At 74.2% G+C, this 19,904-nt stretch carries 10 protein-coding genes; 5 read left to right on the top strand and 5 right to left on the bottom strand.

Annotation, left to right across the window (positions count from 1 at the left end; all coding sequences use genetic code 11):
* Positions 1 to 6: 6 nt before the first annotated feature.
* From ACH45E_RS04600 to ACH45E_RS04590, 3 genes are all read right to left on the bottom strand, one after another.
* Positions 7 to 2,385, bottom strand: coding sequence for a SpoIIE family protein phosphatase (locus tag ACH45E_RS04600; protein ID WP_361451538.1), 2,379 nt, complete (start codon positions 2,383 to 2,385; stop codon positions 7 to 9).
* A 178-nt stretch (positions 2,386 to 2,563) separates the two neighbouring features.
* Entirely contained in the window at positions 2,564 to 6,841 is a 4,278-nt protein-coding gene (locus tag ACH45E_RS04595) for a HAMP domain-containing protein (RefSeq protein WP_361451321.1), read from the bottom strand.
* A 261-nt stretch (positions 6,842 to 7,102) separates the two neighbouring features.
* Entirely contained in the window at positions 7,103 to 8,077 is a 975-nt protein-coding gene (locus ACH45E_RS04590) for an alpha/beta hydrolase (protein WP_361451324.1), read from the bottom strand.
* A 296-nt stretch (positions 8,078 to 8,373) separates the two neighbouring features.
* On the opposite strand from ACH45E_RS04590, the gene ACH45E_RS04585 reads away from it, so the two are divergent.
* Positions 8,374 to 9,435 carry a helix-turn-helix domain-containing protein gene (locus tag ACH45E_RS04585; protein WP_361451327.1) on the top strand — a complete coding sequence of 354 codons (1,062 nt, stop codon included), beginning with the start codon at positions 8,374 to 8,376 and terminating at the stop codon, positions 9,433 to 9,435.
* 797 nt (positions 9,436 to 10,232) lie between these two features.
* On the opposite strand, the gene ACH45E_RS04580 is transcribed toward ACH45E_RS04585, so the two are convergent.
* Entirely contained in the window at positions 10,233 to 11,096 is an 864-nt protein-coding gene (locus tag ACH45E_RS04580) for an AraC family transcriptional regulator (protein ID WP_361451330.1), read from the bottom strand.
* Between the two features lie 160 nt (positions 11,097 to 11,256).
* On the opposite strand from ACH45E_RS04580, the gene ACH45E_RS04575 reads away from it, so the two are divergent.
* Positions 11,257 to 14,019, top strand: coding sequence for a LuxR family transcriptional regulator (locus tag ACH45E_RS04575; RefSeq protein ID WP_361451333.1), 2,763 nt, complete (start codon positions 11,257 to 11,259; stop codon positions 14,017 to 14,019).
* Here ACH45E_RS04575 and ACH45E_RS04570 read toward each other — a convergent pair.
* A complete protein-coding gene (locus ACH45E_RS04570; RefSeq protein WP_361451336.1) occupies positions 13,925 to 16,750 on the bottom strand; it encodes an AAA family ATPase in 2,826 nt (941 codons plus the stop codon). The genes ACH45E_RS04575 and ACH45E_RS04570 overlap by 95 nt on opposite strands.
* 160 nt (positions 16,751 to 16,910) lie before the next feature.
* Between ACH45E_RS04570 and ACH45E_RS04565 the strand changes: the two genes are divergently transcribed.
* From ACH45E_RS04565 to nrfD, 3 genes are all read left to right on the top strand, one after another.
* Positions 16,911 to 17,279, top strand: coding sequence for an ANTAR domain-containing protein (locus ACH45E_RS04565; RefSeq protein ID WP_361451339.1), 369 nt, complete (start codon positions 16,911 to 16,913; stop codon positions 17,277 to 17,279).
* Between the two features lie 404 nt (positions 17,280 to 17,683).
* A complete protein-coding gene (locus tag ACH45E_RS04560) occupies positions 17,684 to 18,619 on the top strand; it encodes a 4Fe-4S dicluster domain-containing protein (protein WP_361451342.1) in 936 nt (311 codons plus the stop codon).
* The gene (nrfD, locus tag ACH45E_RS04555; protein ID WP_361451345.1) at positions 18,619 to 19,638 is read left to right on the top strand and encodes an NrfD/PsrC family molybdoenzyme membrane anchor subunit; all 1,020 of its coding nucleotides are present in this window, start codon (positions 18,619 to 18,621) and stop codon (positions 19,636 to 19,638) included. Before ACH45E_RS04560 ends, nrfD begins: the two co-directional genes overlap by 1 nt.
* Positions 19,639 to 19,904 lie beyond the last annotated feature (266 nt).

Raw genomic sequence — 19,904 nt, 5'->3', positions numbered from 1 at the left:
GCGGTGTCATGCCAGCCGGATGCCGACGATGCAGGTGTCGTCGTCGGTGTCCGACCTGCTGTAGGTGAGCAGCCGGTCCAGCTGCTGGTCCAGCGTGCTGGGCGCGGACCTGGCGGTGACCAGCAGATGCGACAGCGACTCCTCCACGGACCGGTCGCGGCGCTCGATCAGGCCGTCGGTGTACATCAACAGCGTGTCACCGAGCGCCAGTTGCAGCTCGGTCTCCTCGTACACCGCCTCCGGCACCGCGCCGAGCAGCAGCCCCTTGAGGACCGGCAGCGCGGTCGCGTCGGCGTCCCGGACGAGTACCGGCGGCAGGTGCCCGGCCCGGGCCCAGCGCAGGGTGCGGTTGTCCCCGTCGTAGAGCGCGCAGACGGCGGTGGCGGTGACGGCGCCCGTGAGGTGGTGCGCCACGATGTTCAGCCAGGACAGCAGCTGCGCCGGCCCGGCGCCCGTCACGGCCAGGCCGCGCAGCGCGTTGCGCAGGACCACCATGCTGGTCGCCGCCTCGATGCCGTGCCCGGCCACGTCCCCGACGCACAGCAGCACCAGGCCGGAGGGCAGTACGACCGTGTCGTACCAGTCGCCGCCGACCAGTTGCTCCGCCTCGGCGGGGCGGTAGCGCACCGCCACCTGGAGGTCCGGAACGTGCAGCGGGGCCTGCGTCGGGGGCATGATCGCGTGCTGCAACTGGAGGGCCAGCCGGTTGCGTTCGTCGGCCTGCTGCTCGCTGTGGGCCAGTTGGTCGCGGGTGGCGGCGAGGGCGACCTCGGTCCAGTGCTGGGCCGAGATGTCCTGGTAGGCGCCGCGCACCCCGAACAGCCCGTCGTCGGTGCCGAGGACCGGCTCCGCCACCACCCGGATGTGGCGGGTGACCCCGTCGGGCCGCATGAGACGGAAGGCGGCGGAGGCCGGACGCCGGTGGTGCAGCAGCGTCCGCAGGAACCGCCTGATGGTGACGGCGTCGTCGGTGTGGGCGTGGGCGGGCAGGTCCTCCAGCGCGACCGGGGAGCTGGTGGGCGGCCGGCCGTACAGGCTGAAGAGCTGGCCGTTCCAGGTGATCTCGCCCGTCAGCAGGTTCTCCTCGAAGCCGCCGATGCGGCCGAGGCGCTGGGCGTGCTGGAGCAGGCTGGCGAGCCGGGCGGTCTCGTCCTCGATGCGCCAGATGAGCAGCACGCTCGAGCCGTGGCGGCTGACGCTGATGTCGGCGACGGCCGCGAGCGGGACCTGGTCGACGAGCGCGGTCAGGTTCATCCGCTGCGCCCGGAACGGCTCCCCCGTGGCGTAGACCCGCTCGACGCGCTGGAACAGCTCGGCTTCCCCGGCGGCCATGGGGTAGGCCTCCAGCAGCAGGGCGCCGCTGATGACGGCACGGGGGCGGCCCGCCGGGTCGAGGAAGCGGCTGTTGACGTGCTGGATACGGAAGTCGACGAGCTGTCCGGCGCCGTCGAGGTGCGGTACGAGGACCAGTGCCGGGTCGTGCAGTCCGTCCGCGAGGTCGCTCAGCTCCTGCGCGTCCGGAACCACCCGGGGTTCGTACGACGTCCCGGCCGGCAGCGGGTACGTCTCCAGGGTGTGCGCGCACAGCTCCGCGAGCGCCTCCACCTGCCGGACCACCTGCGGGGGCTGGGGTTCCTCCTCGGGCCTGGGCCAGGCGATCTCCAGCACGCCGTGGATGCGGCCGCCCGCCCCGGCCGGCAGGGCGACCCGCGCGCCGTCCGGATGCAGGAGCCGGCCGATCGTGGGCAGGCCGGACTCCGAGAGCGACGGCAGCCACTGCCCCGACCGCTCGGTGAGGCCGTGCCGGGCCACCGTGGCCACGTCCGGCGGGACATAGCGCCAGCGGGCCGCCTCGGCCTGCGGGAATCCGGCGCTGCCGGCGAGGGTCAGCGAGCCGTCGGAGCCCGCGGCCCAGATGGCCACGCCGACCGCGCCGAGCGGCCGCAGCGCGTGCTGGAGCAGGGAGTCGGCCACGGCCTGGGTGTCGCCGGCGGCCAGGGCGCCGCTCTCGGCCGCGCGCAGCCGTACGGCGGCCGATTCGTCGGCCTGGTCCGGCGCTCCCACGGTGGCGGCGAGGAAGGCGTCGGTCACCTCGGACATACGGTCCCGGGCGGCCTGGTTGATGACCTCCACCGCGAATTCCAGGGGCGTCACCCGGGCCTGCTCGGTGAGTTCGGTGAGCTGGCGCGCGGCCTGCGCCGGTCCGCAGCCGAGCCGCTCCACGAGGATGCCCTTGGCGAGCTCGATCAGCGCCCGTCCCTCGGCCTCCGCCTGTGCCGTCCGCACTTCCCGGCGCAGGCGCTCCACCGTCGCGGCGAGCCTGCCGACGGGCGTCGTCCGCGCGGACCCGGCCGGTTCGGCGTCCGGGCTGGGCTGCAGGGGGATGAGGGCGGAGGGGTCGGGAGCCGAAGGGTCGGCGGTGGGCTGGTCCCGGTCGGGGGACGGGTCGTTCGCCGGCTCGGGGGTCGAGTCGTACGTGGTCACGGTGTGCGGGCTCCTCGGCTGGCGGACGGCCCCGGCGTGCGGTGCCGCGCACGCGGGGCTGGGCTGGGCGCGGGCCCCGTCATGCGGGGAGCCAGCGCCGTACGCATGCGACGAGGTCCTGGGTGTCCACCGGTTTGGTGACGTAGTCACTGGCCCCGGAGGCCAGGCTCTTCTCCCGGTCGCCGGGCATCGCCTTGGCGGTCACGGCGATGATCGGCAGCTCGGCGTACCGCGGCACCTTCCGGATCTCGGCGGTGGCGGTGTAGCCGTCCATCTCCGGCATCATCACGTCCATCAGCACGAGGGCGATGTCCGGGTTGCCGACCAGCGTCTCGATGCCCTTGCGGCCGTTCTCCGCGTGCAGGACCCTGAATCCCTGCAGTTCGAGGATCCCGCTGAGCGCGAAGAGGTTGCGCGCGTCGTCGTCGACGACGAGGACGGTACGGCCCGCGGCGGCGTCGGTGGCCTCGAGCACCGGCACCTGTGGTTCCTCGGGCCGGACCAGGGTCAGCACCTCCCCGGGCTCCTCGGCCGACAGGTGCAGGGCGATGCGCTCGCGCAGCTCGTCCAGGCTGTACAGGTACTCCAGTGCCCGGCCGTCGGGACCGGAGCGCACGGCCTCCTCCCCGACCGGTCCGGCCCGGTGGCCGCTGTGCACCAGGACCGGAACGCTCGCCAGCGCCGAGTCGCCCTGGAGGGCGTCCAGGAAGCGGGCCGACTCGCCCTCGGGAGTGCCGAGTTCGACGACGACGCAGTGGCACGGCTCGGCGGCCAGGGCGCCGGCCGCCTCCTGGGCGCCGACGGCGGTGATGATGTCGACGGGCGCGTGGGAGGGGTCGCTCTCCCGGCCGTGTGCCAGGTCCCTGACCACGCTCTCCGCGACGAGGGTCAGCAGTCCGCGCGGTCGCTCCTCGACGACCAGCAGCCGGCGGGGACGCCGCTTCGTGCCGGTACGGACGCTCCCTTCCCGGAGATCGGGTTCGGCCGCCGTCTCGGACGCGAGTGTTTCCAGCGCCTGCTGCTGCGGGCGTCCACCGCGCGCCGAGTCCTCGAAGTCCGGTCGGGCCACGGGCAGATACAGGGTGAACGTACTGCCCTTGCCGGGGGTGCTGTCCACGGTGACGGCGCCGCCGAGCAGGTGCGCGATCTCCCGGGTGATGGACAGACCGAGGCCCGTGCCGCCGTACTTGCGGCTCGTCGTGCCGTCCGCCTGCTGGAACGCCCCGAAGATCGTCTCCAGTTGCTGCTCCGGAATGCCGATGCCGGTGTCCTTCACCCGGAAGGCGACGACGCCGCCGCTGCGCAGCACCCCTTGGGGCATCTCCCCGTCCAGCGCCGGTTCGATCCGCAGCTCGACACCGCCCTGCTCGGTGAACTTCACCGCGTTGGACAGCAGGTTGCGCAGGATCTGCCGGAGCCGGGAGTCGTCGGTGAGCAGATCGGCGGGCGCGCCGGTCGCCGTGGTGATCGTGAACTCGAGGCTCTTCTGCGTCGTCATCGGCTGGAAAGTGGCCTCGACATACTCGATCAGCTGCCGCAGCGAGACGCGCTCCGGGGTCACGTCCATCTTGCCGGCCTCGACCTTGGACAGGTCGAGGATGTCGTTGATCAGCTGGAGCAGGTCGGAGCCCGCGGAGTGGATGATGCCCGCGTACTCGACCTGCTTCGGGGTGAGGTTGCGGGACGGGTTCTGGGCGAGCAGCTGGGCCAGGATGAGCAGGCTGTTGAGCGGGGTCCGCAGCTCGTGGCTCATGTTCGCGAGGAACTCGGACTTGTACTTCGAGGCCAGCGACAACTGCTGTGCGCGGGCTTCCAGTTCCTGCCGGGCCTGTTCGATCTGGAGGTTCTTCGCCTCGATGTCCCGGTTCTGGTCGGCCAGCAGCGAGGCCTTGTCCTCCAGTTCGGCGTTGGAGCTCTGGAGTTCCTCCTGCCGGGCCTGCAACTCGGCGGAGCGGGCCTGGAGTTCGGAGGTCAGGCGCTGCGACTCGCCCAGCAGTTCGTCGGTGCGGGCGTTGGCCACGATCGTGTTGACATTGACGCCGATGGTCTCCATCAGCATCTCCAGGAAGTCCCGGTGGATCTGGGCGAAGGAGCTGACCGAGGCCAGTTCGATGACGCCGAGCACCTGGTCCTCGAAGACGATGGGCAGCAGCATCAGCGCGCTCGGCTCGACCTGTCCGAGCCCGGAGGAGATGGTGACGTAGCCCGGCGGCAGGTCGTCCACGGCGATGGTGCGGCGGCTGCGGGCCGCCTGGCCGACCAGGGAGCGGCCGAAGGGGATCCGGGTGGGCCGCGGGTCCTCCTCGGGGCGGCCGTAGGAGCCGACGAGTCGCAGCTCGGGGCCGCGGTCGCCGTCGTCGGCGAGGTAGAAGGCGCCGTACTGGGCGGACACCAGGGGCACCAGTTCGTCCATGATGAGCTCGGCGACCACGGGCAGGTCGCGGTGGCCCTGCATCAGGCCGGACAGACGCGCGAGGTTGGTCTTGAGCCAGTCCTGCTCCTGGTTGGCGCGGGTGGTCTCGCGCAGGGACTCCACCATCGAGTTGATGTTGTCCTTGAGCTCGGCGACCTCCCCGGAGGCGTCCACGGTGATGGACCGGGTCAGGTCGCCCTCGGCGACGGCGCTAGCCACCTCGGCGATGGCGCGGACCTGCCGGGTCAGGTTGCCGGCCAGCTCGTTGACGTTCTCGGTGAGGCGCTTCCAGGTGCCGGACACGCCCTCCACCTCGGCCTGGCCGCCCAGGCGTCCTTCGGTGCCGACCTCGCGGGCGACGCGGGTCACCTCGTCGGCGAACGCCGAGAGCTGGTCGACCATCGTGTTGATGGTCGTCTTCAGCTCCAGGATCTCCCCGCGCGCGTCGACGTCGATCTTCTTCGACAGGTCGCCCTTGGCCACGGCGGTGGTCACCAGCGCGATGTTGCGGACCTGGCCGGTGAGGTTGTTGGCCATGGAGTTGACGTTGTCGGTGAGGTCCTTCCAGGTGCCGGCCACGTTCGGCACGTGGGCCTGGCCGCCCAGGCGTCCCTCGGTGCCGACCTCGCGGGCGACGCGGGTCACCTCGTCCGCGAACGCGGAGAGCGTGTCGACCATGGTGTTGATGACGTCGGCCAGCGCCGCGACCTCGCCCTTGGCCTCGACGGTGATCTTCTGGGAGAGGTCGCCCTTGGCCACGGCGGTCGCCACCTGGGCGATGGACCGCACCTGACCGGTCAGGTTGGAGGCCATCACGTTGACGTTGTCGGTGAGGTCCTTCCAGGTGCCGGACACGCCCCGCACGGTCGCCTGGCCGCCGAGGTTGCCGGCCGTGCCGACCTCGCGGGCGACCCGGGTCACCTCGTCCGCGAACGCCGAGAGCTGATCGACCATCGTGTTCATGGTGTTCTTCAGCTCCAGGATCTCCCCGCGCGCGTCGACGGTGATCTTCTGCGACAGATCGCCCTCGGCGACGGCGGTCGCCACCTGGGCGACGTTGCGCACCTGGGCGGTGAGGTTGCCCGCCATGAAGTTCACCGAGTCGGTCAGGTCGCGCCACGTGCCCTTGACGCCCTTGACGTCGGCCTGGCCGCCCAGGCGTCCCTCGGTGCCGACCTCGCGGGCGACGCGGGTGACCTCGTCCGCGAACGCCGAGAGCTGGTCGACCATCGTGTTGATGGTGTTCTTCAGCTCCAGGATCTCCCCGCGCGCATTGACGGTGATCTTCTGCGACAGATCGCCCTTGGCCACGGCGGTGGTCACCTGGGCGACGTTGCGCACCTGGGCGGTGAGGTTGCCCGCCATGAAGTTCACCGAGTCGGTCAGGTCGCGCCACACACCGGCGACACCGGGCACCTGGGCCTGGCCGCCCAGCCGTCCCTCGGTGCCGACCTCGCGGGCGACCCGGGTCACCTCGTCCGCGAACGCCGAGAGCTGATCGACCATCGTGTTGACGGTCTCCTTCAGCTGGAGGATCTCGCCACGCGCGGGCACGTCGATCTTCTGCGACAGATCGCCCTTGGCCACGGCCGTCGCCACCTGGGCGATGTCCCGTACCTGCGTGGTGAGGTTGCCCGCCATGGCGTTGACCGAGTCCGTCAGATCGGCCCAGGTGCCGGAGACTCCCGGTACCTCCGCCTGGCCGCCGAGCGTGCCCTCGGTGCCGACCTCCCGGGCCACGCGGGTCACTTCGGAGGTGAACACCGACAACTGGTCGACCATGCCGTTGAACACGGTGGCGATGTCGCCCATGAGCCCGTCGGAGTCGTCGGGCAGGCGTGTCCCGAAGTCGCCGTCCCGGACGGCTGTCAGACCCGCGAGGAGTCGCCTCAGTTCCTGGTCACCCAGAACCGCCTCGGTCACCTCGGTCGCCTTGCCGGCCATGCGTCCCCTCGTTCCGCTCCCCAGAGCCCCCGGTCGAAGGCTCGGAACCGTGCCGGGAACGTTCTGCGGCCCGGCCGTTCGTGCACGCGTTTCCGCAGTTCACGGATGTGTCCACGGAGTGAAAATACGTCGAAGGCTAACCCAGGTGCGCGACCGCCCACAAAGCTTCCGGCCATGTTCCCGCTACCTGTGGGCGCATGAACGCACGGCAGGCATGGGGAGAGGTGAGCGGGGTACTCGGGCGCGTTTTCCCGCTCCGGTTCAGGCGTGCAGGGCGGCGTGCAGCGTGTCCGTCACCTGGACGCGGGCCGCCCTGGACGCGAGGGTGCCGCGCAGCAGGTCGAACAGGACGAACCCGTGGATCGTGCCGTGGTAGCGGACGGACACGACCGGGACGTCCGCCTCCCTCAGCCGCGCCGCGTACGCCTCGCCCTCGTCGCGCAGCACATCGGCCTCCGCGGTCAGGACGAGCGCCGGCGGCAGCCCCCGCAGCCTGCGGACGGCCGCGCGCAGCGGGGAGACGGTGCCGTGCGCGCGGGTCAGCGGGTCCGGGGCGTACTGCTGCCAGTAGCCGCGCATGGCGGCGCGGTCCAGGAAGTAGCCGTCCGCGAACTGCCGGTAGGACGGGGTGTTCATGGCCGCGTCGGTCACCGGGCAGACCAGTACCTGGTGGCGCAGGCCGGGCCCGCCGCGCTCCCGGGCCACGAGGGTCAGGGCGGCCGCGTGCTGGGCTCCCGCGCTCACGCCCACGACGGCCATCCGGCTCCCGTCCAGCCGGCATTCGCCGCCGTGCCGGGCGATCCACCGGGCGACGGTGTACGCCCGCTCGACGGCGTCCGGGTGACGGGCGTCCCGCGGCATGTCGTACTCGGGGACGACCACCGCGGCGTCCGCGCCGAGCGCGAGGTCGGCGACCAGTTTCCGGTGGGCGTAGGCGTCGGTGAGCATCCAGCCCAGCCCGTGCAGGTAGAGCACGACGGGCAGCGGCTCGTCGGCGCCGGCCGGGCGCAGGATCCGCACCCGGATGCGGTTGCCGTCGCCGCCCGGCAGGGCCAGCCACTCCTCCTCCAGGTCCGGCTCGTCGCGGCCGCCGCCGTTCCACAGGGCCGCCATGCGTGCCCGGGAGGCCGCCGCGTCGGTGGTCACCGGCGTGGGGCAGGTGTACGCGGCGACGAAGTCCCGGGCCCGCCTTTCGAGGACGGGCGTCGCCCAGAAGGCCGGCACGTCTTCTTCCACGGGAACTCCTGCCTGAGGGGCGGACCACGGGCCGTTCGCCACCCTAGGGGCGCTGCGCCGGAAGCGGGCGGGGGCACCGTACTCGTCCGTGTCGCTGCGTGCACAGTTCGGGTGCCCGAACAGGGATGTGCGGTCAGGAGGTGTGCGGTCAGGAGGTGTGCGAGATGTGCAGTCATATGACCTATCGGCTCCTCCGGTCGCCGCCGAAGAATCGTTTTCACGGGCCGTGGACAGGGGTGACCGTCCCCCCTCGCGCACCCGCGCACCGCGATCCTGGACGGCTGAAGGGAGCCCCTGTGAGCGCTCGATCCGAGACGGCCGCGACGCCGGGCACCGGAGCGTCCCGCGAGGTGGCGGCCGCCGTTTCGCGCTGGCTCGCGCCGGTCGTCGAGCACAGCCCGGGGGACGGGCCCGCGCGGGGCCGTGTGACGGGGCATCACCTCGGTTACGTACGGATGCTCGCCTGGGAGGCCGGAGCGCTGCGCCTGACCCGTGGCGCGGGCTCGATCGCGCGGGACGCCGGAGACGCCGAAGACGCCGTGGCCCTGGTGATCCCCCTGGACGGGACGGTGCGGCTCGCGCAGGACGGGCGGGGCGCCTGCGTCGAGGGCGGCCAGCCGGCCCTGATCGACCTGCGCCGGGCCTTCTCGGTCGAGCAGCGGGACCGGGCCCGGGTGCTCGTCCTCCGCCTGCCGGTCCACGCCCTGCACGTCCCGGTGTCCCACCTGCGGTCCCTGACCGCCCGCGCCCTGACGCCGGCGGGCGGGATGGCCGCGCTGCTGGCCACCGTTGTGCCGCACCTGGAGCAGTCGGCTGCCCGGGTCCCGCCGGTGGTGGGCGAACGGCTCGGGGGGATCGTCACGGAGTTGGTGGCGGCCCTGGTCGACGAACTCGCCGAGCAGGCGGACCCGCCCGTGGAGACGGGACGGGACCGGCTGGTCACCGGCGTCCGCGAGTACATCGACCGGCATCTCGAGAACCCCGGACTGTCCGCGGAGAGCATCGCCGCGGCGCACCTCATCTCCGTCCGCTATCTGCACCGCCTCTTCCAGGGCGAGGGGATCACCGTGGGGCGGCTGATCCAGCGGCGCCGGGTCGAGGAGTGCGCACGGGAGCTGGCCCGGCGCGGCCGGGTGAGCCCGTCCGTCTCCGTGGTGGCCGCCCGCTGGGGCTTCGGCAGCGCGGCGCACTTCAGCCGCGCCTTCAAAGCCGTCCACGGACACGCGCCCCAGCAGTGGCTCCGCCTGACGGAGACACCGGCCACGGGGACCGGCACGACCGACGGCACCTGCGACCCGATCGCGTCGTCCGGGCCAGGACAGCCAGGCGGCTCCGCCTGGACCACCCGGAGCTCCTGAAGTTCCCCTGACCGGGGCACCCCAGCGACAGTGTGGCGGCCACACGCCCTCCTGCCTCACAAGCGGCCGGGGCCTCGGGCCCGCAACTCGCTGTGCCGGCGGCCCGGCCGCGACCACGGCGCGGGCCGGCCACGACGGGGGCCGCCGGGCGGCGGCTGCCGCGCGCCGACGGCAGGACTGCCCGCGGCAGCCGGGCCGATCGCCGCATCCCGCCCGGGTCCGGCCGTCCGTGGCCGAGGCCTCGGGCCCGCAACCCGCCGTGCGACGGCTCGGCCACGGCCAGGTGTGCCGGGACGGCCCGCCAAAACCCGGGGGGCGGGCCGCTGTGCGCCGGCGGTGGTACCCCCGCCCCGCTCGCAACGTGACGGCGCCGACGTCCGTCTTTGGGCACCTCCTTCCGGCCAGTCGGCCAGTCGGTCACGGTCCGCCGTATCCGCCTCGGCTTCCCCCCTGTCACCAGCGCCGAACAACCGCCGTCCGCCTACCGCACAGACCCGGCGGCCGACGACTTCACCGAGCGATTCCTGTCGCTGTTCGACGCCTCGCTCGCCGACCTCGACCGGGTCATCGCACGGTATCCGGCGCTGCTCGACCCAGCCGGTGCCCCGGACTGCAGGTCGGTCCGCGGCGACCGGACCGATCGCCGGGTCGGCGCGGGCCCGGCCGTCCGGAACCCGGGGCACCACCGCATCCGGAGCGCACCCACCGGCACCCACCGGGGATCGCGCGGCACGCCCCCCGGCCGGCCGAACCTCCGAGCAGCGGCCCGGCCCCCGAGGGTCCGAAGCGCCCCCCTGTCAGCCGTCCGTCCCCCCGGCCCCCCGGGTCGGTCCGAGCCGGGCGTCGCGCCAGGCGCTGGGGGAGACGCCGTACGCGGCGCGGAAGCTGCGGCTGAAGTGGGTGGCGCTGGCGAAGCCCCAGCGGCGGGCGACCGCGGAGACCGTGGTGTCGCCGCGCCCGGGGCGGGCCAGTTCGCGCCGCGCCTCTTCCAGACGGCGGTGCTGGATCCAGCGGCCCACCGTGCTGCCGTGGTCCTCGAAGAGCTTGTGCAGGTAGCGGATCGAGATGTGCTGGGCCGTGGCGAGGGTCCCCGGTGTCAGTTCCCGGTCCCACAGGCGCGCGTCGACGTGGGCACGCAGCTGCCGGACCAGGCTGTCGCGTCCCTCGCCGCGGTCCCGGGGCCCGGCGTCGATGTCCTCGACGGCAAGCAGCGCGACCAACTCCGCTACGGTTCCGGCCAGATGGAGGGCCGTGCGGGGGGAGTACGCCTCCGTCGCCCCGGCGACCTCCCGCACCAGGGAGCCCAGCAGCGGCGCCACCGAGCCCCCGGCGAACGGGGCCCGGCCGCCCAGGGCACCGGCCTGGGCACCGGTGAGGGTGAGGGCGTACCGCGGTATCCGCACCAGGTGCAGGGTGAGGTCGTCGGGCGCACGCAGCGTGAAGGGCTCCGCCGCTTCGCAGAGGAAGAGGTCGCCGGGCCCGCAGGGCTCCGCGGTCCCCCGGCGGACGAGGGTCGCCCGGCCCGCGGCGCACAGGGCCAGCAGGAGCGAGGGGTCGGCGGTGGCGGCGCCGGGGTCATGGGCGTAGGACTGTGCCGTACCCCGCACCGTGGACACGTGCAGGAAGCCGAGGCTGTGGACGGATACGGGTGTCAGGCTCATTCGGCCCCTCTGGTCGACGCGTTCGTACGGCGTCCAGCCTGCGGCGGCACCGGTGCGACGGGGCGGCGGTCCGGCCATCCCTGCGGGCACGGGCAAGAGCCGTGCACGCTCGGGCAACCCGGCGGTGCCACGATGGCGCGGGGACGAAGGAGGGGGCACCGTGGGACCAGGACGCGGCGACACGGTCCTCGTCGGCAGGCACCGCGAACGGGAGGTGCTGGAGCGGTCCTTGGCCGCCGCGCGGTCCGGGGCGGCCGGCTCGGCGACCGTACTGCGCGGCGACGCGGGGATCGGGAAGACCGCGCTGCTGGACTGGACGGCCGCGTGCGCCGCCGAACAGGGCTTCACCGTCCTGCGGGCAGGGGCCGAGGAAGCGGAGTCCGGTATCGCCTTCGGGGTCCTGCACCAGGTGCTGGGGCCGCTGCTGGCGAACTCGCGGGCGCTGCCCCGGCAGCAACGGCACGCCCTGGAGCGGGCGCTGGGACTGCGGGACGGGCTCCCCTCCGGTGGTTTCATGGTCGGCGCGTCCGCGCTGGCACTGCTCGCCGAGGAGGCGCGCCGCCGCCCGGTGCTGATCCTCGTCGACGACCTGCACTGGGTGGACTCCTCCAGCGCCGCCGTCCTGCTCTTCCTGCACCAGCGGATCACGGACCTGCGTGCGGTCATGGTGTGCGCCGGTCGTCCCGACGGCCGCGCGCTGGAGGGCCGGCCCGTCCATCCGGTGGACGTCGGGGCGCTGTCGCGCGAGGAGTCGTGCGTGCTGCTGCGGCGCTGGCATCCGGGGCTGACCGCGGCGACGGCCGAGCGGGTGATGGACGAGGCGGCCGGCAATCCGCTGGCCCTGGCGGAGCTGCCCGGCCAGTTGGCCGGCGAGCACCGCAGCGGCGTCGTGCCGCTCCCGGAGCGCCTTCCGCTCGGCCGGCGGCTGGAAGCGGAGTACGTACGACGGCTGCGCTCGCTGCCCGCGGACGCGGGACGGGTCCTGCTGCTCGGCGCGCTGGAGGGCGGCGGCACCGTCCCGGAGGCCGTGCCCGGCGTCCGGGACGGTGCGGAGCGGACGCTCGGCCACATCGAGGGCAGCGGCCTGGCCCGGCTGGACCACACCGGGCGGCTGGTCTTCCGGCATCCGCTGGTGCGCAGCGCCGTGATCGCCGCCGCCTCGGACGCGGAACGCCGGTTCGCGCACCGGGCGCTGGCCGAGCGGCTGGCCGAGGACGACCCGCGCCGGCTGCTGCACGAGGCCTCGGCCGCCGAGGGGCCGGACGAACGGCTCGCCGCCCGCCTGCAGGAGGCGGGAACCCGGATCGCGCTGCGCGGGGGTGACGCGGAGGGCGCGCTGCTGCTGGACCGCGCGGCGGCCCTGAGCGCGGGGCCCGCGTCCCGGGCTCGGCGGCTGACCTGGGCGGCGGTGATGTCCGCCCGGGGCGGGCGGCTGGCGTACGCGGCCCGGCTGGTGCGGGAGTTGCGGCGGGGACCGGTGCCCGAGGACGTCGCCCCGCTGTTCGCCTACGCCGTCGTGTATGTCGACCAGAGTCACCATGTCGACTTCGCGTCCTCGTTCTCGCTGCTGCCCCGGGCCCTGGCCGCGCTGACCGCCCCCGGCGCCCCCGGCTTCGGCGACCTCGTGGAGCAGATGGTCTTCAAGCTGCTGCTGGCCTCCGCCTACACGGGCGACGCGAGGGGGTGGGAGACGCTGCGGCGGCACCGCGCGCATGTCTCCCCCGCCGCCCGGCTGTGTCTGCGCGCGTGGGCGGACCCCCCGCGCACGGCGCACGGGGCGGAGAGGGAACTGCGGGCGCTGGTGGCGCGGTCGGCGGCGCGCCGGGAGACGGGCGGCGCCTGGCTGCTGCTGTGGACGGCCGCCGCGGTCGACGGTGCGGACGCGGACCTGTGGCGGCTGCTCGCCGGGGAGCACGGCTACGCCACCCAGGGGTCCCTGGCGAAGGCGAGGTGCTATCAGGGGTTCCTGCGGGGCCGTTGGGAGGCGGCGCAGGACTGTCTGCGGGAGGCCGAGACCGCGGAGGAACTGGGCTACCACACCAACGCGCTGCTCTTCCGCCACTACTACGCGCACTTCCTGGCGGGCCGTGGGGACGAGCGGGGCCTGGCTCAGGCGCGGGCGCGGATCGAACCGGCGGCTTCCAGGGCGCGGATGCGGTTCGTCACGGACCGTCTGGACCACCTCGACGCCCTCGCCGCCCTGGCCCACGGACGGTACGAGGAGACGTACACCCGGCTGCGCGGGCTGATGGCCCCGGGTGAGCTGCCGTACGGCCTGCCCTGGTTCCACCTGCCGTTCTTCGACTTCGTGGCCGCGAGCCTGCGCTGCGGGCGGCGGGCCGAGGCGCTGGCGCACGTCGCGGCCGGGCGGGCGGCCCGGATGGACGCGATCTCCGCGCACCACGCGTTCCTGCTGGCCGCGGCGACCGCGCTCACCGCCGAGGACGACGCGGCAGACGCTGCCTACGCGGCGGCCTATGCCGTGCCGGGGGCCGGCCAGTGGGTGTTCGACCTGGCCCGGCTGCGGCTGGCGGACGGTTCCCGGCTCCGCCGACTGGGCCGGCGGGCGGAGGCGGACGACCTGCTGCGGGCCGCGTGCCGCACCTTCCGGGACCTGGGTGCCGGTCCCTGGGAGGAGCAGTGCCGGGCCGAGCTCGGCACCCTCGGGGGCACCGGCGCCGTGGGCCCCGGTCCGCTCACGGCGCAGGAGCTGCGCATCGCCCGTCTCGTCGCCACCGGGCTGACGAACAAGGAGGTCGGTGCCGAGCTGCGGCTGTCGCCCCGGACGATCGGGGCGCACCTGTACCGCATCTTCCCGAAACTGGGGATCACCTCACGGGCGGCCCTGGCCCGGGCCCTGCCGGAGGACCGGGCAGGTGCCGGGTCTCCTCCAGGGCCCGGGCCACTCCGCCGCGGGTCGTGATGCCGAGCTTGGGGAAGATCTTGTAGAGGTGGGCGCCGACGGTACGCGGTGACAGTCCGAGCCGCTCGGCGATCTGGCGGTTGGTCAGCCCCTGCGCCGCCAGTTCGGCGATCCGCAGCTCCCGCGCGGACAGCAGCGGATGCGGTACGCCGGCGTCACCCGGTGCCCCGCTGCCGGTGCCCGGCCCGTCGAGGGCGCGGGCGGCCTGTTCGGCCCAGGAGGTGGCGCCGAGGCGGGTGAAGGCGGTGAGCGCGGCCCGGAAGTGGTCCGTGGCGGCCTCGCCCCGGCCGCCTCGCTGGAGCCGTCCGCCATGGGCGAGGTGGGCCCTGGCGAGCGGGAACGGCCGGCTGCCGGCGCCCGGGTGGGCGTACACGACCTCGAACATCCCGTCCGCGTCCTCGTCCGCGGCCCCGAGGGCCTCCGCGACGGCCACCAGGAAACCGTGGTGGTCCGAGACATCCGCGATCCCGGACGCGCGGACCGCCCGCAGGTGCCGCCGGGCCTCCTCCGGCCGCCCGCTGTCCACGGCGGCCTGCACCCAGTCGACCAGCGACAGGTGGAACCAGGGCGTGCGGGCGGGGACGGTGCCGGGCGGGGCCAGGCGCCGCGCGTACCGCCAGGCCTCCTCGGCCCGGCCGTGGCCGAGCGCGCAGAGCACCTCCAGTCCCCGCAGCCGCTCGGTGACGCGACGCATCCGCCGCTCCTGCGCCATGGTGCCGAGGGTCGGTTCCAGCGCGGCGAGACCGGCGCGGTCCCCGCGGGCGGCGCGTACCTGTGCGACGTTCAGCAGGAACAGCATCTCGTGGAAGGGGTGACCGTGGGCGGCGGAGGTATCGGCGCCCCGGCGGGAGAGGGTGAGCGAGGCCTCCCAGCGGCCGTGTAGGAAGTCGTCGTGCGCGCGCAGGACGTCGACGAAGCCCTGGCGGCCGTGCGCCTGGCCGGATGCGAAGCGACTCCACAGCGCGCGGTGCTCGCCGACGGCGTCGAGGGCGGCGGCCGTCCACAGCAGGAGCCCGGCCGCGGTGGCCGCCCCGCCCCCGTCCTCGGGCAGGGCGGCGACCGCCCCGCGCAGCCGGTCCGGCAGGGCCTGCTCGTCGGGGTACGGCCCCGACCAGGCCCGAAAACACAGCGCCGCCCGTTCGGAGGTGCCCGCCATGTGGTGTTCGGCGGCGGCCCACGCCCGCTCGTCGCCGGTGTGGACGGCGACGACGAGCAGCAGAAGCAGCATCGGTTCCCACAGCCCGGCGCTCGGTTCCCCCGCACCCGCCGCGGCAGCGTGATCGAGGGCGCCGGGCAGCAGTTCGATGACGGGCGTCGGGTCCCCGTCGAGCTGGAGGCGGGCGCAGGCGACGGCGAACGCGTGCGCGGCGACGGGCTCGGGCCGTCCCGGGCGGGCCTCGGCCTCGGCCTCGGCGGCGAGGTCCGCCGCCGCGCGTGGCCGTCCGCCCCGAGCGGCCATGGCGGCCGCGGCGACGAGGCGCGAGGCCCGGCTCGCCGGGTCCGGGCTCAGCCCGGCCGCCCGCGCCATCAGCGCCGCCGCCTCGGTGTCCGCGCCCCGGGCGGCTTCTCGGCCGGCCTCCCGGTGCAGCAGCCCGGCCAGTTCGCCGTCGGCACCGAGGGCGGCGGCCGCCAGGTGGGTGAGCCGCCGCGCGCTGTCGGCGGGGTGGGCGTCGGCGAGCAGCCGGTGTGCCGCGCGGCGCTCGGCCGGTGCGGAGATGTGCAGCAGGCAGGCGCGCACCAGTGGATGGCGGAACACCAGACGGCCGGCGGTCGGGGCGGCGTGGGCCAGCCCGGAGGCCTCGATGTGCGCCCAGGTCTCCGTCCAGGGCGAGAGCGCATTTCGTTCCGCCAACTCCCGGAGTGCCGGCAGGCGTTGGGCGAACGCTCCACCGATGGCAGCCACCAGCAGCAGGTGCCGGGCGCCGTCCGGAAGGGCCCGCAGCCGGTCCTCGTAGAGGCGTCCGAGACGTTCGCCCAGCGGCAGTTCGTCGAGGAGTTCGGCGATCCCGGCCGCTGCCTGCCCCGGCAGCTCGTGCAGGGCGAGCGGGTTGCCGCCGGCGGTGCGCAGGACCCGGCGGCGGGTCTCCTCGGGCACATACGGGTGGAGGGTGTCCAGCAGCCGCTCGGCGTCCCGCTCGGCCAAGGGCGTCAGGTCGATCACCCGGCCGGGTGGGCGGTCGGTGCCGTCACCGCCCTGCCGGGTCGCGCCGATGACGACGACGGGCAGCGGGGCCAGGTGCCGCCGGACGTGGTCGAACACGGCGAGACTGGACGGGTCGGCCCACTGGAGGTCGTCCAGGAGTACGAGGACGGGCCGGCGCGCCGCGGCCCGGGCGAGCAGGGCGAGGGCGGCGCCGGCCACCGTGCGGCCCTGCGGCGGTGTGCCGTCGCGTACACCCAACGCGCTCTGAAGAGCGTGCCGTTGGTCCTCCGGCAGGGCCTCGGTGTCGTCGAGCAGCGGCCAGAGCATCTGGTGCAGGGCGGCGTACGGCAGGCCCGACTCGGCCTCGGCGCCGGTCATGCGCAGCACGCGCGGCCCGGCGCGCCTGGCCGCGGCCTCGGCCGCCTTCAGCAGCGCGGTCTTCCCCATCCCGGGATCACCCCGCAGCACGATCCAGGTACCGGCGACCGCGATGTCCGCCAGGGCCGACTCGATCACGGCGATCTGCGCGTCCCGCCCGGCCGGCACCGGCCCCGCGTCCCGGTCCCCGGGTCTGCCCGCACCGCTCATGAGCCCCCGTTACCCCGCCCTCGCTCCATACCGCCCGCCGCTCACCCAGTAGACCAGACGGGCTTCGGGCGAGACGTAGGGCACATGCGCGCGCTCGCGTGAAGCGGCGGTTCAGGGGCAGCAGAAATCACGGCGACTCGCACGACAGAAGGGGGACATCATGGCTTTCTTCACCATTTCCAGGCACCGTCCCCTTGTATTGCTGTCCTCGACGGACCTCGCCATGGAGTACGAGCGGCTGGCGGAGGAGAGCGCGCAGCTCAGGCAGGCCGTCACCTCGCACGCCGTCATCGACCAGGCGATCGGCGTGGTGGTGGCCGTGGCCCGGATCGCCCCGGAGGAGGGCTGGCGCGTCCTGATCGACGTCTCGCAGCGCACGAACACGAAACTGCGCACCGTCGCCGATCACATCCTGGACTTCGGCCAGGGCGGCACCCTGCCCGAGCCGATACTCACCGAACTGGGGCCGGCCCTCGACCGCCACGGGATCCGCTGCCGCGTGGAGCCCCCGCAGACGCACGGGCAGTGAACCGGTCCCCCGTCCCGGTCACCCGGGTGCGTCGGCCGGCTCGGCGGGCCGGCGCCGGCGCCACGGCCCGATGGGCGGTGTAGTCGTAGAGGTCGCACGTGCTGTGCGGCCCCATCGGACCGGGTGACTCCTCGCCCTCCCGGTCCAGGGGCATCCCGGGACACTCCGGCGCGGCGGGCACACCCACCGCCTTGGCGGCGTACATCAGGCCGACGGCGACGGGCAGCAGGAACAGGACGAGTAACACTCCGCGGAACCTCATCCGGCCGAACCTAGCCGATCACCGCTCCCGGCACCGTTTCGGGCGAGCGGCGCGCGGGCACCCGTGCCAGGCTCGGAAGGGAGCGCTCTGGGTGAGGGGCGGGACTTCGCCGTGCACGAGCCGCGAGCGAGGAGGTTGTCGAATGGACCGGGACAACCAGTGGTACGGCCCGCAGCCGGACGTGGCCGGGGCCTCCGGGTACGCCGACGCCCCACCGCGCATGGGGTTCTTCACGGACACCTCCGTCTGCATCGGCTGCAAGGCGTGCGAGGTGGCCTGCAAGGAGTGGAACGCCGTGCCCGAGGACGGCCTGGAGCTGACGGGCATGTCGTACGACAACACCCAGGGCCTCGGCGCGGACACCTGGCGGCATGTGGCCTTCATCGAGCAGCGCAGGCTTCCGGTCGGCCCGGAGCCCGGCTCCGGTCCCGAGGGCGTCGACGTCTTCGACGCGGCGCGCGGACTCGGCGCACCGGCCGGGACGATCGCCCCCGTGGCCCCCGACGGGCGGACCGAGCTGCGCTGGCTGATGTCCTCGGACGTCTGCAAGCACTGCACGCACGCGGCCTGCCTCGACGTGTGCCCCACCGGTTCGCTGTTCCGGACCGAGTTCGGGACGGTGGTCGTCCAGGAGGACATCTGCAACGGCTGCGGGTACTGCGTACCGGCCTGCCCGTACGGTGTCATCGACCAGCGCAAGGATGACGGGCGGGCCTGGAAGTGCACCCTGTGCTACGACCGGCTCGGCGCCGGGACGGAACCGGCCTGCGCCAAGGCGTGCCCGACCGACTCCATCCAGTTCGGCCCGCTGGACGAGCTGCGGGAGCGGGCGGCGGGCCGGGTGGCGCAGCTGCACACGGCCGGGGTGACCGACGCCCGGCTGTACGGCGAGAGCCCCGAGGACGGCGTCGGCGGCGACGGGGCGTTCTTCCTGCTGCTGGACGAGCCGGAGGTCTACGGTCTGCCACCCGACCCGGTGGTCACCACCCGGGACCTGCCCGCCATGTGGCGGCACGCCGCGACGGCCGCCGTCTCGCTGGTGGCGATGGCCGCCGTCAGCTTCGCCAGGAGGCCGTGATGACCGGTTCGGACGTCACCCGCGACGGCATGCGGGGGGAACGGCCCGAGCGGGAGGCCATGCCGGGAGCCCAGGGCTCGCGCCGTCGGCGGCGCAAGGGGCGCGGCGAACAGCCCATGGTGCCGGAAGCGGAGTTCGCGTCGTACTACGGCCGGCCGATCCTGCACCAGCCGACGTGGAAGCCCCTCGACATCGCCGGATACCTCTACCTCGGGGGGCTCGCGGGTTCCTCGTCGCTGCTCGCCGCCGGGGCGCAGGCCACCGGGCGGCCCGCGCTCGCCCGGCCGGCGAAGCTGGGCGCGGCCGGCGCCATCACGCTCTCGCTGGGCGCGCTCGTCCACGACCTGGGGCGGCCCGGCCGGTTCCTGAACATGCTGCGCGTCCTCAAGCCCACTTCGCCGATGAGCGTGGGGTCGTGGCTGCTGGCCGGCTACGCGCCGCTCACGGCGATCGCGGCGGCCACCGATGTCGCGGGCCGCTACCGGCTCGTCGGTTCCGCCGCGACGACCGCGTCCGCCGTCGTCGGTCCGGCCGTCGTCACCTACACCGCCGTGCTGATCGCGGACACCGCCGTGCCGTCCTGGCACGAGGGCTTCCGGCAGCTGCCGTTCGTCTTCGCGGGCTCGGGAGCGAGCGCGGCGGCCGGGCTGGCCCTGGTCTGCTCCCCGGCGGACCAGGCGGGGCCCGCGCGCCGCATGGCGGTCCTCGGGGCCGCGCTGGAGCTGAGTGCCTTCCGGGTGATGAAGCGACGCATCGGCCTGGCGGCCGAGCCGTACGAGGAGGGCAGGGCGCATGTCCTGCTGCGGGCGGCGGAACTGCTGACGGCGGGCGGGGCCGCGCTGGCGGCCTGCGCGGGACGGTACCGGGACCGGCGCCTCGCGGTGGCGGCGGGCGCCGCCCTGCTGACGGGTTCCGCCGCACTGCGGTTCGGCGTCTTCCACGCCGGGGTGGCCTCCGCGCAGGACCCCAAGTACACGGTCGTACCACAGCGGGAGCGACTGGCGTCCCGCACCGGCTGACGGCTGTCGTTCCGGCGGACGCCGAGGGACCCGGCAGCAGACGACCGGAAGCCGACCCTGGCACGGGACAACACCCCCGCCACAGAACCCACCGACCGCCACACCGACACCCGCACCGTGACGAAAACAGCCGACGCACCACGCCCGCCGACAGCTCTCGTTCCGACGGACGCCGAGGAACCCCGCAGCGAACGACCAAGAGCCGACCCTGGCACGGGACAACACCCCCGCCACAGAACCCACCGATCGCCACACCGATACCCGCA

The sequence above is a fragment of the Streptomyces sp. NPDC020299 genome (assembly GCF_044387825.1).
Taxonomy (GTDB): Bacteria; Actinomycetota; Actinomycetes; order Streptomycetales; family Streptomycetaceae; genus Streptomyces.
The sequence above is the reverse complement of the archived record's forward strand: the minus strand, read 5'-3'. Positions and strand labels throughout refer to the sequence as shown.